The sequence below is a fragment of the Micromonospora sp. C28SCA-DRY-2 genome (genome assembly GCF_030519475.1).
Classification (GTDB): Bacteria; Actinomycetota; Actinomycetes; order Mycobacteriales; family Micromonosporaceae; genus Micromonospora.
The window spans coordinates 350,022-365,000 of the sequence record NZ_JAUMKD010000002.1 but is presented as its reverse complement, the minus strand read 5'-3'; the positions used below and the strand labels follow the sequence as shown (position 1 = coordinate 365,000).

The following is a 14,979-nucleotide window of genomic DNA, read 5'->3' as shown; positions in this document are numbered from 1 at the left end:
TCCTAGACCCGAAGCGGAGTGATCTAGCCATGGGCAGGCTGAAGCGCGGGTAAGACCGCGTGGAGGGCCGAACCCACCAACGTTGAAAAGTTGGGGGATGACCTGTGGTTAGGGGTGAAAGGCCAATCAAACTCCGTGATAGCTGGTTCTCCCCGAAATGCATTTAGGTGCAGCGTCGCGTGTTTCTTGCCGGAGGTAGAGCACTGGATGGTCTAGGGGGCCCACAAGCTTACCGAAATCAGCCAAACTCCGAATGCCGGTAAGTGAGAGCGCGGCAGTGAGACTGCGGGGGATAAGCTTCGTAGTCGAGAGGGAAACAGCCCAGATCACCAGCTAAGGCCCCTAAGCGTGTGCTAAGTGGAAAAGGATGTGGGGTCGCATAGACAACCAGGAGGTTGGCTTAGAAGCAGCCACCCTTTAAAGAGTGCGTAATAGCTCACTGGTCAAGTGGTTCCGCGCCGACAATGTAGCGGGGCTCAAGTACACCGCCGAAGCTGTGGCACTCACACAAGTACTTCGCGAAGTTCTTCGGAGCTTCGTGCAGGTGTGTGGGTGGGTAGGGGAGCGTCGTGCCGGGGGTGAAGCAGCCGAGTGATCGAGTTGTGGACGCGGCACGAGTGAGAATGCAGGCATGAGTAGCGAAAGAAGGGTGAGAAACCCTTCCGCCGGATGACCAAGGGTTCCAGGGCCAGGCTAATCCGCCCTGGGTGAGTCGGGACCTAAGGCGAGGCCGAGAGGCGTAGTCGATGGACAACGGGTTGATATTCCCGTACCCGCGAAAGAGCGACCCTGACGAACCTCGTTGTGCTAACCACCCAAACCATCCAAGACCTTCGGGTTGAGGGTGGGGAGCGTGGGAACCTGGCGGGTAGTAGTCAAGCGATGGGGTGACGCAGGAAGGTAGCTGATCCCGGCCGGTGGTTGTGCCGGGGTAAGCGTGTAGGCCGTGCTGTAGGCAAATCCGCAGCACATGAAGGCTGAGACGTGATGCCGAGCCGATTCAGGTGAAGTCAGTGATCCTATGCTGCCGAGAAAAGCCTCTAGCGAGTTCTGAGCGGCCCGTACCCCAAACCGACACAGGTGGTCAGGTAGAGAATACCGAGGCGATCGGGCGAACTGTGGTTAAGGAACTCGGCAAATTGCCCCCGTAACTTAGGGAGAAGGGGGGCCGGAGACGTGAAGCCCCGCGCGGGTGGAGCGTTGTATGGCCGCAGAGAGCAGGGGGAAGCGACTGTTTACTAAAAACACAGGTCCATGCGAAGAAGTAATTCGATGTATATGGACTGACGCCTGCCCGGTGCTGGAACGTTAAGGGGACCTGTTAGCTCTTCGGGGCGAAGCGGAGAACTTAAGCGCCAGTAAACGGCGGTGGTAACTATAACCATCCTAAGGTAGCGAAATTCCTTGTCGGGTAAGTTCCGACCTGCACGAATGGCGTAACGACTTCCCCACTGTCTCAACCACAGGCCCGGCGAAATTGCAGTACGAGTAAAGATGCTCGTTACGCGCGGCAGGACGGAAAGACCCCGGGACCTTTACTATAGCTTGACATTGGTATCCGAATTAGCTTGTGTAGGATAGGTGGGAGCCGGTGAAGTCCATACGCCAGTATGGGTGGAGGCAATCTTGAAATACCACTCTGGTTGATTTGGGTATCTAACTTCGGACCGTTATCCGGTTCAGGGACAGTGTCTGGTGGGTAGTTTAACTGGGGCGGTTGCCTCCTAAAGGGTAACGGAGGCGCCCAAAGGTTCCCTCAGCCTGGTTGGCAATCAGGTGTTGAGTGCAAGTACACAAGGGAGCTTGACTGTGAGACTGACAGGTCGAGCAGGGACGAAAGTCGGGACTAGTGATCCGGCACTTGCGTGTGGAAGCGGTGTCGCTCAACGGATAAAAGGTACCCCGGGGATAACAGGCTGATCTTCCCCAAGAGTCCATATCGACGGGATGGTTTGGCACCTCGATGTCGGCTCGTCGCATCCTGGGGCTGTAGCAGGTCCCAAGGGTTGGGCTGTTCGCCCATTAAAGCGGTACGCGAGCTGGGTTTAGAACGTCGTGAGACAGTTCGGTCCCTATCCGCCGTGCGCGTAGGATACTTGAGAAGGGCTGTCCCTAGTACGAGAGGACCGGGACGGACGAACCTCTGGTGTGCCAGTTGTCCCGCCAGGGGCACGGCTGGTTAGCTACGTTCGGAAGGGATAACCGCTGAAAGCATCTAAGCGGGAAGCTCGCTTCAAGATGAGGTATCCCACCACCCTTTGGGTGGGTAAGGCCCCCAGCTAGACGACTGGGTTGATAGGCCGGAAATGTAAGCCCGGTAACGGGTTCAGTTGACCGGTACTAATAGGCCGAGGACTTGACTACCAAGCTGCTACGCGTCCACTGTGCAACTCCCGACAAACGAACAACACACCCGATGTGTGGTGTTGTTTGATATGTCGATAGAGTTACGGCGGTCATGGCGGAGGGGAAACGCCCGGTCACATTCCGAACCCGGAAGCTAAGCCCTCCAGCGCCGATGGTACTGCACTCGCGAGGGTGTGGGAGAGTAGGACACCGCCGGACAACCTTTCCATTCAGGGCCACCCCGACCAAGGGGGTGGCCCTGAATGCGTTCACCCCCCTTTCTGCCGGCCGCCAACCACCCCGCCGAACACAGCGGGGGCCGAACCCCACCCGGCCGCTAACCACGATCACCGCCGAGCAGTTGGAGGCCCGACCCGAGACCGCCGGCGCCTTTTGCGGTGTGCGAGCGATCGCTCTGAAGGTCCTCGCCCCCTTGGCGGGTGGACAAAACCGCGGCCGGGAGCCGTTCCACCCGCTGCGTTTCTGGCGCTACCGCTTGGCCACACCCCCAACCGCAACCGCATAGCGGCGGCCCAGCCACGTTCCAGCCGCCGCGGGAAAGTAGTCGGAGGGCACGCCGATATCGACGGCCGCGGAAGCGGCGAAAGGGCCTCAGTCCCGGGTCTGGATGCCCTCGCGGATCTTGCGGAGCAGCTCGCCCGCCTGGTCGACCGGACGTCCGGGGAACATCGCCATCACCACGCTGCCGTGGTCGGCCCAGCCGCAGATGGCGAAGTCGCCGCCCTCGCCGCTGGTGCTGCCGCACTTCATCACCCCGCCGAGCCGGCCGGCCGGCACCTCACGCAGCCCGGTCACCTTGCCGGTCTCGTCGGACATCAGGCCGAAGAGGGTGTCCAGGTCGCGCTCGGGCTGCCAGAGCAGCGTGGCGCCGCCGAAGATGAGCACCGACTTCCGCTCGTCGGCCGGGTCGCGGTAGACGGTGCCGAAGCTACGGTCCAGGTCGATGTCGGCGGCGAAGCCGCTGCGCAGGTAGTCGGCGGTGCTGCGGGCCCGTTCGCTGTCGTCCCGGGTCAGGCCGGCCACCCGCTCCGGCGTGGCCAGGTCGGTGTCCTTCTGCTGGCTCACCCGCCAGCCGGCAGTGCCCAGCGCACCGGCGCCGGCCAGGCCGGCGACGAGCAGCGCCGCGAGCAGCACCCGCCGGCGCCGCGACCGGGGCCGCCGTTCGGCGGCTGCCTCCGGGTCCCGGTTGCTCAGCTGGATCGGCTCCTCGGTCAGGTCGATGGGCTCCCGCCCGTCGTCGACCGGGCGCTCGGTGAGATGTGCGTCGGACATAGCCGACACCGTACGCGAAGCACCGGTGGCGCACGTCAGGTCCGCGGAAGCGCTCCGTAGACTTTCAGGGTGACCGAGAGACTGGATGCCCGACGCCCCGACGCCCCGACCCTGCCCGGCCAGTACCAGCCGGGCGAGGTAGAGCAGCGACGGTACGAGCAGTGGGTAGCCGCCGGCCACTTCCGGGCGTCGGCGGAGAGCGACAAGCCCCCGTTCACCATCGTCATCCCGCCGCCGAACGTCACCGGCTCGCTGCACATGGGCCACGCGTTCGAGCACACCCTGATGGACGCCCTCACCCGGCGCAAGCGCATGCAGGGCTACGAGGCGCTCTGGCTGCCCGGCATGGACCACGCCGGCATCGCCACCCAGAACCTGGTGGAGCGGCAGCTCGCCACCGAGGGGCTGTCCCGGCACGACCTGGGCCGGGAGAAGTTCGTCGAGCGGGTCTGGCAGTGGAAGGCCGAGTCCGGCGGCGCGATCCTCGGCCAGATGCGCCGCCTCGGCGACGCCGTCGACTGGGACCGCGAGCGCTTCACCATGGACGAGGGCCTGTCCCGGGCCGTGCAGACCATGTTCAAGAAGCTCTTCGACGACGGGCTGATCTACCGGGCGAACCGGATCATCAACTGGTGCCCGCGCTGTCTCACCGCGCTCTCCGACATCGAGGTGGAGCACACCGACGACGAGGGTGAGCTGATCTCGATCCGCTACAGCGACGAGGTCGTGGTGGCCACCACCCGGGCCGAGACGATGCTCGGCGACACCGCGGTCGCGGTGCACCCGGACGACGAGCGGTACCGGCACCTCATCGGCACGGAGGTGGCGCTGCCGCTCACCGACCGGCGGATCCCGATCGTCGCCGACGAGCACGTCGACCCGAGCTTCGGCACCGGCATGGTCAAGGTGACCCCGGCGCACGACCCGAACGACTTCGAGATCGGCCAGCGGCACGACCTGCCGGCGCTGACGATCATGGACGAGCGGGGCGTCATCACCGCGCCCGGCCCGTTCGAGGGGCTGGACCGGTACGAGGCCCGCCCGGCGATCGTCGCCGCGCTGCGCGAGCAGGGCCTGATCGTGGCCGAGAAGCGGCCGTACCTGCACGCGGTGGGGCACTGCTCGCGGTGCAAGACCACCGTCGAGCCGCGGCTGTCGCTGCAGTGGTTCGTGAACACCGGGCCGCTCGCCCAGGCCGCCGGCGACGCGGTGCGCGACGGCCGGGTGAAGATCGAGCCGGCCGAGCTGGCCAAGCGCTACTTCGCCTGGGTCGACAACATGCACGACTGGTGCATCTCCCGCCAGCTCTGGTGGGGCCACCGCATCCCGGTCTGGTACGGCCCGAACGGCGAGATCGTCTGCGTCGGCCCGGACGAGCAGCCGCCGACCGGCGAGGGCTGGCGGCAGGACGAGGACGTCCTGGACACCTGGTTCTCCAGCGGCCTGTGGCCCTTCTCCACGCTGGGCTGGCCGGAGCAGACCCCGGACCTGGCGAAGTTCTACCCGACCAGCGTCCTGGTCACCGGCTACGACATCCTCTTCTTCTGGGTCGCCCGGATGATGATGTTCGGCCTCTACGCGATGGACGGCGTGCAGCCGTTCGACGTGGTGGCGCTGCACGGCATGGTCCGCGACGAGCACGGCAAGAAGATGTCCAAGTCGTTCGGCAACGTGGTCGACCCGCTGGACTGGATCGACCGGTTCGGTGCCGACGCCACCCGGTTCACCCTGGCCCGGGGCGCCAACCCCGGTCAGGACGTGCCGGTCAGCGAGGAGTGGTGCCAGGGCTCCCGCAACTTCTGCAACAAGCTCTGGAACGCCACCCGGTTCGCGCTGATGAACGGCGCGCACACCGAGGGGCCGCTGCCGGCGGCCGAGGCGCTGTCGACCGTCGACCGGTGGATCCTGTCCCGGCTGGCGCACGTCACCGCCGAGGTCGACGAGCAGTTCGAGGCGTACGAGTTCGCCAAGGTCTGCGACCTGCTGTACCACTTCGCCTGGGACGACGTCTGCGACTGGTACGTCGAGCTGAGCAAGCCGGTGCTGGCCGAGGGGGGACCGGCCGCCGAGGCCACCCGCCGGGTGCTCGGGCACGTGCTGGACCAGCTGCTGCGGCTGCTGCACCCGGTCATCCCGTTCGTCACCGAGGAGCTGTGGTTGGCCCTGACCGGCGGCGAGACGGTGATGACCGCCGCCTGGCCGACCGCCGACCGGGCGCGGCTCGACGACGCCGCGGAGGCCGAGGTCGGCACCCTGCAACGGGTGGTCACCGAGGTCCGCCGGTTCCGCTCCGACCAGGGCCTGCGCCCCACCCAGCGGGTCGCCGCCCGGCTCGACGGCCTGGCCGCCGCCGGGATCGCGGCGCACGAGCCGCTGATCCGGTCGCTGGCCCGGCTGGACGCGGCCGGTGACGACTTCCAGGCCAGCGCCACGCTGGCCATGCCCGGCTCGGTGAACGTCGCCCTGGACACCCGGGGCTCGATCGACGTGGCCGCCGAGCGGGCCCGGCTCACCAAGGACCGGGCGGCGGCCGAGAAGGAGGCCGCGCAGGCCCGGGTTAAGCTGGACAACCCGGCGTTCGTCGGCAAGGCCCCGGAGCCGGTGGTCGCCAAGATCCGCGACCGGCTCGCGGTGGCCGAGGCCGACCTGGCCCGGATCGACGCGGCTCTGGAGGCGCTGCCCTCGTGACCGATCGTGACTCGTTCGCCGCGCTGGAGGCCGAACTGGCCGGCCGCGGGTTCACCCGGATGGTCTTCGAGCTGGACCGGATCCAGTCCCTGCTCGACCTGCTGGGCGACCCGCAGCGGGCGTACCCGGCCATCCACCTGACCGGGACGAACGGCAAGACCTCCACGGCCCGCATGATCGATTCGCTGTTGCGGGCGTTCGGCCTGCACACCGGCCGCTACACCAGCCCGCACCTGGAGACCGTCCGGGAGCGGATCAGCCTGGACGGCGAGCCGGTGAGCGAGGAGCGGTTCACCGCGACGTACCGGGAGGTCGAGCCGCTGGCCCGGCTGGTGGACGAGCGGTCGGCCGAGCCGCTGACCTACTTCGACATGACCACCGCGCTGGCGTTCGCCACCTTCGCCGACGCCCCGGTCGACGTGGCGGTGGTCGAGGTGGGCCTCGGCGGCGCCGAGGACTCGACCAACGTGATCCAGGCCGGCGTCGCGGTGATCACCCCGATCGGGCTGGACCACACGGAGTGGCTCGGCGACACGGTCGAGGACATCGCGCTGCACAAGGCCGGCATCATCCACAAGGGCGCGACCGTCATCTCGGCCGCGCAGGAGGAGGAGGCGGCCCGCCCGATCCTGGAGCGCTGCGCCGAGGTCGGCGCGACCATCGCCCGCGAGGGCTCGGAGTTCGGCGTGCTCCGGCGGGCCGTCGCCGTGGGTGGGCAGGTGCTCACCCTGCAGGGCCTGGGCGGCGTCTACGAGGAGGTGTTCGTCCCGCTGCACGGCGCCCACCAGGCGCAGAACGCGGCGGTGGCGCTCGCCGCCGTCGAGGCGTTCCTCGGCGCCGGCGCCCGGCGCCAGCTGGACGTCGAGACGGTCCGCGAGGGATTCGCGGCGGCCAGCTCGCCGGGGCGGCTGGAACGGGTCCGCAGCGCGCCGACGATCCTGCTGGACGGGGCGCACAACCCGCAGGGGATGGCCGCCACGGTCACCGCGCTCCAGGAGGAGTTCGCGTTCAGCAAGCTGGTGGCGGTGCTCGGCGTGCTCGCCGACAAGGACGCCGCGAGCCTGCTGGAGCTGCTGGAACCGGTGGTCGACCAGGTGGTGGTGACCCGCAACAGCTCGCCGCGGGCGATGCCGGCGGGGGAGTTGGCCGCGCTGGCCGCCGAGGTGTTCGGCCCGGACCGGGTCGAGGTGGCTGAGGAGATGCCGGACGCGATCGAGGCGGCGGTGGCGCTGGCCGAGGAGGACGTGCCGGGCGAGTTGAGCGGGGTCGGCGTACTGATCACGGGCTCGGTGGTGACCGTGGCCGACGCCCGCCGGCTGCTGAAGCGATGACCGGCCCGGAACAGCAGCGGGCCGGCGCGCCCGACGGGCCGGCCGGTGCACCGGGCGAGCCGGGCGGGCGCGGCGGGCCGCCGGCGGGTGGGCCGCGGCGGTCCGGGCTGCGGAACCCGGAGCGGGCGGTACGCGGCCTGGGCGCCGGCACGCTGAGCCTGGAGGCGTTGGTGCTGCTGCTCGCCATCCAGCCGATCCGGGTGGTCGGCGGTGACCTGAGCGGCACCGCGATCGGCGCGGTGGTGGCGCTGGCCGTGACGGCGGTGGTGCTGGCCGGCATGATGCGCCGGCCGTGGGCCTGGCACGCGGGCACCGCCCTGCAGGGGCTGCTGATGCTGGCCGGCCTGCTGCACTGGTCGCTGTTCGCGCTGGGCGTCATCTTCGCACTGGTCTGGGCGTACGCCCTGCACGTCCGCCGGGTCATCCTCGGCTGACCGCGGCCCGGCGCCGGGCGGCGGCGGTTCAGGCCTCGGCGCGTTCCCGCCACTGGGTCAGCGCGATGCCGTGGCCGTCCGGGTCGCGGAAGGCGGCTGCCCACACCTCCAGCCGGCTGCCCCGGTTGACCACCCGGGGCGCGTAGGTGAACCGCACCCCGGAGTCGCGCATCCGGTCGTACGCGGCCTGGATGTCGTCGACCTCCAGGTTGACGTGCACCAGCCGCCGGTTCACCGCCGCCGCCTCGGTGTTCTCCCGCAGCACCAGCCGGGTCGCGCCGGAGGCGAGCACCGCGTTGCCGGCGCCCCGGTCGACCTCGGTGAAGCCGAGCACGTCCCGGTAGAACGCCAGCGAACGGGACAGCTCGGTGACCAGCAGGGTGAGCCCCACCCCGCTGATCGGTGCGGCCGGGTCGGCCGGCGCCGCGTCCGGGTCGAAGCCGAAGATCGCCTCGTCCAGCTCCTCCGGGGTGACCGCCTCCTCGCGCGGCCGGGGCGGCGGCAGCGAGTCGTCCAGCGGCAGGTCGATCGGGTCCAGCGGCTCGGCCGCGGGCGGGTCGAACCGCTCCTCGGCGGGCGGCCGCGGGGCGGGGGTGGCCCGGCGGGGCAGGGTGCCGCTCTCCGTCGACTGCTCGACCACGGTGCCCTCCAGCACCACCGGACCGCCGGGACGCTGGTGCATCCGCACCGGCTCGCGCTCGTCGGCGGGTGGGCCGAGCTCGTCGACCAGCGGGTCCGGCCCGAGCGGCCCGAGCGGGTCGTGCGGTTCGTCGCGCAGGTCGTCCTCGGGCGCCCGGTCGGCCCACGGCGGGGCCTCCTGCTGGATCAGCACCTCCTCCACCGGCTCGGCGTCGGCGTACTCGGGCGGGAGGTCGGCGGCGGCCGCGGCGGTCTCGGTGTGGGTGGGCACCTCGTCCCAGAGGACCCGGACGTGCCGCTGGTCGTCCAGCGCCACCCGGATCGGCAGGGCCTGGCCGAGCGAGGGCCACTTCGCCACCGGCACCCGCGGCTCGATGATCTTCTTGGAGCGGGGCGGCAGGCCGGGCGCGTCGATCACCAGTTGCAGCTCACAGCGGCCGAAGGCGTACTGGGTGGGTGGCTCGGAGGCGCTGTGCACGTGCCCGACCCCGACCACCCAGGTGCGCCCGCCGCCGCGCACCGTGGCCAGCGCGATGGCCAGCACAAGCAGGGCCACCCCGAGCGCCACGATCGCCCAGCTGGTCATGCCGAGGCCGAAGAGGATCACGAAGGTGGCCACGGTGCCGAGCACCGCGGCGATCAGCTTGCGTACCGGCGCGATGGGTCGGTTCCCGCCATTCGCCACTGTGGACCTCCCGGGGGTCAAGGGCCAGGCTAGGCCGGACCGGTGGCCGGGGGAAAGACTGGCCGCCGCGCCGGCGCCGGGACCGGGTCGCTAGGCTGACCGTACCCAGCAGGACGGTCTTGCGCGCACAGGAGGAACCCAGCGTGTCCAGCAGCAGCCCGGATGAGCGCACCCTCGTACTGATCAAGCCGGACGCGGTGCGCCGCGGGCTGGTCGGCGAGGTCATCTCCCGTTTCGAGCGCAAGGGGCTGCGGATCGACGCGATGGTGACCCGGACGATGGACGCCGCGCTGGCCGACGAGCACTACGCCGAGCACGTCGACAAGCCGTTCTACCCGCCGCTGAAGGACTTCATGACCGGCGGCCCGCTGGTCGCCCTGGTGCTCTCCGGCGACCAGGTCATCGACGTGGTACGCGGGCTGGTCGGCGCGACCGACGGGCGCAAGGCGGCCGCCGGCACCATCCGCGGCGACTTCTCCCTGTCCAACCGGGAGAACCTGGTGCACGCCTCCGACTCCCCGGACAGCGCCAAGCGCGAGATCGCGCTCTGGTTCCCCGAGCTGGGCTGACCGACCTTCCCGGGTCCGGGATGCCGAACCTCCCCGCGGAGCCCGGCGGCGGCCGCCGCCGGGCCGTACGGGCTCCGGACCCCGGCTCAGTCGGTGAGCGCCGATAGCTTGTCCGGGTTCCCCATGACGTAGAGCCCGGTGATCCGGCCGCCGGCGGCGGCCACGGTGATCGCGTACCGGCTGCCGTCGGGCCGGACGATCAGCGCCGCCGGCTGGCCGTTGAGCTCCAGCCGGCGTGCCGAGAACGGGACGCCGCCGTAGATGCCGGCGAAGAAGCGGGCGATCCGGTCCACCCCGGCCACCGGGTTGCGGGCCGCCTTCACCCGACCGCCGCCGTCGGTCCAGGCGGTGGCGTCCGCGGCGACCAGCCCGGTCAGCCTCGCCAGGTCGCCGTCGCGGGCGGCGGCGAGGAAGGCGTCCAGCAGCCGCTCCTGCTCGGCCCGGTCGGCGGTGAACCGGCGCCGGTCCTGCCCGATCCGGGCCACCGCCCGGTGGTGCAGCTGCCGGCAGTCCGCCGGCGACCGGTCCAGGATCTCCGCGATCTCGGCGTACGGCAGCTCGAAGGCGGTGTGCAGCACGTAGACCGCCCGCTCCGGCGGGCTGAGCCGTTCCAGCAGGTGCAGCAGTGCGGTGGCCAGCGAGTCGCGCTGCTCGGCGCGGTCCAGCGGGCCGAACGGCGAGGGCGCGGTGGGCACCGGCTCGGGCAGCCAGGGGCCGACGTACGCCTCCCGGGTCGACTGCCGGGCCCGGAGCCGGTCCATGGCCAGCCGGGTGACCACCCGGGACAGGTACCGGCGCGGCTCGGCCACCCGCGTCCGGTCGACGTTGAGCCACCGCAGGTAGGCGTCCTGGAGCACGTCCTCCGCGTCGTGCCGGCTGCCGAGCAGGCGGTAGGCGAGGCCGAGCAGCATCGGCCGGTGCGCGTCGAGCGCACCGGCCGCCTGTGCCGCTTCGGTAGTGGTCACACGTCCAGCGGCGGCTGGGTCCGGCTGGGCACCGCGATCCGGTTCCACACGTTGATTGTGGCAATCGCGATCAGGAGATCCGCGAGTTCCTTCTCCGACCACACCTTCGCCGCGGCGTCCCACACCTCGTCCGGCACGCCGTCCTCGCCCAGCCGGGTGACGGCGTCGGTGAGCGCCAGCGCGGTCCGCTCCCGCTCGTCGAAGAAGGGCGCCTCCCGCCAGGTGGCCACCGCGAAGAGCCGCCGGCTCGACTCGCCCTCGGCGAGCGCGTCCCGGCTGTGCATGTCGACGCAGAACGCGCACCCGTTCAGCATCGACGCCCGGAGCTTCACCAGGTGGTACACGGTGCGCTCGACGTTCGCCCGGGCGTACTTCTCCAGCCCCAGCACGGCCTGGTACGCCTGCGGCGCCACCTCGGCCACGTTGATCCTCTGCATGACGACCTCCTCGGTCCGGTCGGTGTCGACACCCGAACGACGGATCGGCCGGGGCCGGGCGTGACAGCCGGCGCTGTGACGCCGGTCATGCCCGCCGGCCCGCGACCGCGGCCGTTACTCGGCGGCGATCTCCGCCGGAGGTCGGGTAACCTTGACTGCCGTAAGGCGATGACCCGGCCATCACCGGCGAGCCTCCGGAAGAACAGCCGGGTGACCGGCCCAGTAGAACCGGACGGGTCCGGCCCGTCACAGCCGGCCAACGAGCGGGCGGTCGATCCTGACCGCCAAGCGGGGTGGTACCGCGGGCCCACCCGGGGCGCCGACAGGCGTACCGGAACGGCTCGTCCTCGCAGACCCACACGACGCGTGAGCTGCTGAGGAGAGCGACCCCCGATGGCCTATCCGTTGCACGACCCGACCGCCGCCGGCGTGCCGGCGAGCCCGGACCTGCCCGCGGTCGAGCGCCGGGTGCTGGAGCACTGGACGGCCGACAAGACCTTCGAGGCCAGTGTCGAGGCCCGCCCCGCCGGCACCGACGGCAAGAACGAGTACGTCTTCTACGACGGCCCGCCGTTCGCCAACGGCCTGCCGCACTACGGCCACCTCTTCACCGGCTACGTCAAGGACGTGGTGCCGCGCTACCAGACCATGCGCGGCAAGCACGTCGAGCGGCGCTTCGGCTGGGACTGCCACGGCCTGCCCGCCGAGGTGGTGGCCGAGAAGCAGCTCGGCATCACCAGCAAGGCGGAGATTCTCGACCTCGGCGTGGCCCGGTTCAACGAGGCGTGCCGCACCTCGGTGCTGGAGTTCACCCAGGACTGGGAGCGGTACGTCACCCGGCAGGCCCGCTGGGTCGACTTCGCCAACGACTACAAGACCCTCGACCTGGACTACATGGAAAGCGTCATGTGGGCCTTCAAGACCCTGCACGACAAGGGTCTGGTCTACGAGGGCTTCCGGGTGCTGGCGTACTGCTGGCGCTGCGAGACGCCGCTGTCGAACACCGAGACCCGGATGGACGACGTCTACCGGGACCGGCACGACCCGACGCTGTCGGTGTGGTTCGAGCTGACCCCGGACGAGCGCGCGCCGGAGCTGGTGCGCGGGCCGGTGCGGCTCGGCGTCTGGACCACCACGCCGTGGACCCTGCCGTCCAACCTGGCGCTCGCCGTCGGCCCGGACATCGAGTACGCGGTGCTGGAGCGCGACGGCCAGCGGTACGTGGTCGGCGCGGCCCGGCTGGCCGCGTACGGCAAGGAGCTGGAGGGGTACGAGCAGGTCGGCACGGTGCGCGGCACGGACCTGGTCGGGCGCCGGTACACCCCGCTCTACGACTTCCTCGTCGAGCAGGCCGGCCCGAACGCGTACCAGGTGCTCGGCGCGGACTTCGTCACCACCGAGGACGGCACCGGGATCGTGCACCTCGCCCCGGCCTTCGGTGAGGACGACCAGAACGTCTGCAACGCGGCCGGCATCCCGACCGTCGTCACGGTGGACGACCACACCCGGTTCACCGCGCTGGTCCCGCCGTACCAGGGCGAGCAGGTCTTCGACGTCAACAAGCCGGTGATCCGGGAGCTCAAGGAGCGGGGGGTGGTGCTCAAGCAGGACACCTACACCCACTCCTACCCGCACTGCTGGCGCTGCGACACCCCGCTGGTCTACAAGGCGGTGTCGTCGTGGTTCGTCGCCGTCACCACGTTCAAGGACCGGATGGTCGAGCTGAACCAGCAGATCAACTGGACCCCCGGGCACATCAAGGACGGCTCGTTCGGCAAGTGGCTGGCCAACGCCCGCGACTGGTCGATCAGCCGGAACCGGTTCTGGGGCTCGCCGATCCCGGTGTGGAAGTCCGACGACCCGAACTACCCGCGGGTCGACGTCTACGGCTCGCTGGCGGAGATCGAGCGGGACTTCGGCGTACGCCTGACCGACCTGCACCGGCCGGCGGTGGACGAGCTGGTCCGCCCCAACCCGGACGACCCGACCGGGCGCTCGATGATGCGCCGGGTCCCCGAGGTGCTGGACTGCTGGTTCGAGTCCGGCTCGATGCCGTTCGCCCAGGTGCACTACCCGTTCGAGAACCGCGACTGGTTCGAGCACCACTACCCGGGCGACTTCATCGTGGAGTACATCGGGCAGACCCGCGGCTGGTTCTACACCATGCACGTGCTGGCCACCGCGCTGTTCGACCGGCCGGCGTTCCGCAACTGCCTCAGCCACGGCATCCTGCTCGGCTCCGACGGGCGCAAGATGTCCAAGAGCCTGCGCAACTACCCGGACGTCTACCACGTCTTCGACTCGTACGGTTCGGACGCGATGCGCTGGATGCTGATGTCCTCGCCGGTGCTGCGCGGCGGCGACATGCCGGTCACCGAGGCGGGCATCCGGGACGCGGTGCGCCAGGTGCTGCTGCCGCTGTGGAACGTCTGGTACTTCTTCTCGCTCTACGCCAACGCGGACGGGTACCAGGCGCGCCGCCGGACCGACAGCAGCCACCTGCTCGACCGGTACGTGCTGGCGAAGACCCGGGAACTGGTCGACACGGTTCAGGCGCAGCTGGACGCGTACGACATCTCCGGTGCCTGCGCCACCGTGCGGTCCTACCTGGACGCGCTGACCAACTGGTACGTGCGCCGCTCCCGGGACCGGTTCTGGTCGGGTGACCACGACGCGTTCGACACCCTGTGGACGGTGCTGGAGACGCTCTGCCGGGTGGTGGCGCCGCTGGCGCCGCTGACCGCCGAGGAGATCTGGCGCGGGCTCACCGGCGAGCGGTCGGTGCACCTGACCGACTGGCCGGACGCCACCGGGTTCCCGGCCGACCACGAGCTGGTGGCGGCGATGGACGACACCCGGGCGGTCGCCTCGGCGGCGCTGTCGCTGCGCAAGGCGAAGGGCCTGCGGGTGCGGCTGCCGCTGTCCCGGCTCACCGTCGCCTCCCCGGCGGCGGAGCAGCTGCGGCCGTTCGCCGACCTGGTCGCCGACGAGGTCAACGTCAAGGCGGTGGAGTTCACCGGCGAGGTGTCCGCGTACTGCCAGCAGGTGCTGACAGTGGTGCCCCGGGCGCTCGGCCCGCGGGTCGGCAAGCAGGTGCAGCAGGTCATCAGGGCGGTCAAGGCGGGGGAGTGGGAGCTGGTCGACGGCGCCCCGGTCGCCGCCGGGGTCACCCTGGCCGAGGGTGAGTACGAGCTGCGCCTGGTCGCCGCCGACGCCGAGCACTCCGCGCCGCTGCCCGGCGGTGAGGGGGTGGTCGTGCTGGACACCGAGGTCACCCCGGAACTGGCCGCCGAGGGGCTGGCCCGGGACGTGGTGCGGGTGGTGCAGCAGGCCCGCCGGGACGCCGACCTGGACGTCTCGGACCGGATCGTGGTGGCGCTATCGGCGTCCGAGGAGGTGCGCGCGGCGGTGGCCGGGTTCGCCGACTTCGTGGCGCGGGAGGTGCTGGCCGACCAGATCGACGTCGTCGAGGGCGTCGAGGGGTTCACCGGGGAGGTCGGTGAGGGCGATCGGGTGACGGTCGCCGTTCGCCGGGTATGAGATCCGGGTGAGCCGGCCGTAGTGGCCCCTTCCGTCGCGTTCGCGCGGCGGA

The 14,979-nt window shown here is 70.1% G+C and carries 9 protein-coding genes and 2 rRNA genes (1 of these 11 cut by a window edge); 7 read left to right on the top strand and 4 right to left on the bottom strand.

Annotated features, from left to right (window positions below):
• A 23S ribosomal RNA gene (locus tag Q3W71_RS10130) occupies positions 1–2,364 on the top strand (it extends 748 nt beyond the left edge of the window).
• A gap of 84 nt (positions 2,365–2,448) precedes the next feature.
• Positions 2,449–2,565 (top strand): 5S ribosomal RNA (rrf, locus tag Q3W71_RS10125).
• Positions 2,566–2,958: 393 nt separating this feature from the next.
• On the opposite strand, the gene Q3W71_RS10120 is transcribed toward rrf, so the two are convergent.
• Positions 2,959–3,639: a hypothetical protein gene (locus tag Q3W71_RS10120; RefSeq protein ID WP_302919055.1), complete on the bottom strand. Its 681-nt coding sequence runs from the start codon at positions 3,637–3,639 to the stop codon at positions 2,959–2,961.
• Positions 3,640–3,708: 69 nt separating this feature from the next.
• Here Q3W71_RS10120 and Q3W71_RS10115 point away from each other — a divergent pair, with 69 nt between their 5' ends.
• The 3 genes from Q3W71_RS10115 to Q3W71_RS10105 are packed head-to-tail and all read left to right on the top strand — an operon-like array spanning position 3,709 to position 8,092.
• Complete coding sequence (locus Q3W71_RS10115; RefSeq protein ID WP_302919054.1) at positions 3,709–6,327, top strand: valine--tRNA ligase; 2,619 nt, start codon at positions 3,709–3,711, stop codon at positions 6,325–6,327.
• Entirely contained in the window at positions 6,324–7,658 is a 1,335-nt protein-coding gene (locus Q3W71_RS10110) for a folylpolyglutamate synthase/dihydrofolate synthase family protein (RefSeq protein ID WP_302919053.1), read from the top strand. Before Q3W71_RS10115 ends, Q3W71_RS10110 begins: the two co-directional genes overlap by 4 nt.
• Positions 7,655–8,092 carry a DUF4233 domain-containing protein gene (locus Q3W71_RS10105; RefSeq protein WP_302919052.1) on the top strand — a complete coding sequence of 146 codons (438 nt, stop codon included), beginning with the start codon at positions 7,655–7,657 and terminating at the stop codon, positions 8,090–8,092. The genes Q3W71_RS10110 and Q3W71_RS10105 overlap by 4 nt, the downstream gene beginning before the upstream one ends.
• Before the next feature lie 28 nt (positions 8,093–8,120).
• Here Q3W71_RS10105 and Q3W71_RS10100 read toward each other — a convergent pair whose 3' ends face one another.
• Entirely contained in the window at positions 8,121–9,416 is a 1,296-nt protein-coding gene (locus Q3W71_RS10100) for a VOC family protein (RefSeq protein WP_302919051.1), read from the bottom strand.
• Between the two features lie 143 nt (positions 9,417–9,559).
• Here Q3W71_RS10100 and ndk point away from each other — a divergent pair, with 143 nt between their 5' ends.
• Positions 9,560–9,985 (top strand): nucleoside-diphosphate kinase, encoded by a 426-nt coding sequence (ndk, locus tag Q3W71_RS10095; RefSeq protein ID WP_088992371.1) that lies wholly within the window; start codon positions 9,560–9,562, stop codon positions 9,983–9,985.
• Positions 9,986–10,071: 86 nt separating this feature from the next.
• Here the strand turns inward: ndk and sigJ are convergent, their stop codons facing one another.
• Together sigJ and Q3W71_RS10085 are read right to left on the bottom strand one after the other, a co-directional pair.
• Positions 10,072–10,950, bottom strand: coding sequence for an RNA polymerase sigma factor SigJ (gene sigJ / locus Q3W71_RS10090; protein ID WP_302919050.1), 879 nt, complete (start codon positions 10,948–10,950; stop codon positions 10,072–10,074).
• Complete coding sequence (locus tag Q3W71_RS10085; RefSeq protein WP_302919049.1) at positions 10,947–11,387, bottom strand: carboxymuconolactone decarboxylase family protein; 441 nt, start codon at positions 11,385–11,387, stop codon at positions 10,947–10,949. Before Q3W71_RS10085 ends, sigJ begins: the two co-directional genes overlap by 4 nt.
• A gap of 393 nt (positions 11,388–11,780) precedes the next feature.
• Here Q3W71_RS10085 and ileS point away from each other — a divergent pair, with 393 nt between their 5' ends.
• Positions 11,781–14,927, top strand: a complete 3,147-nt coding sequence (ileS, locus tag Q3W71_RS10080) for an isoleucine--tRNA ligase (protein WP_302919048.1) — start codon at positions 11,781–11,783, stop codon at positions 14,925–14,927.
• Positions 14,928–14,979 lie beyond the last annotated feature (52 nt).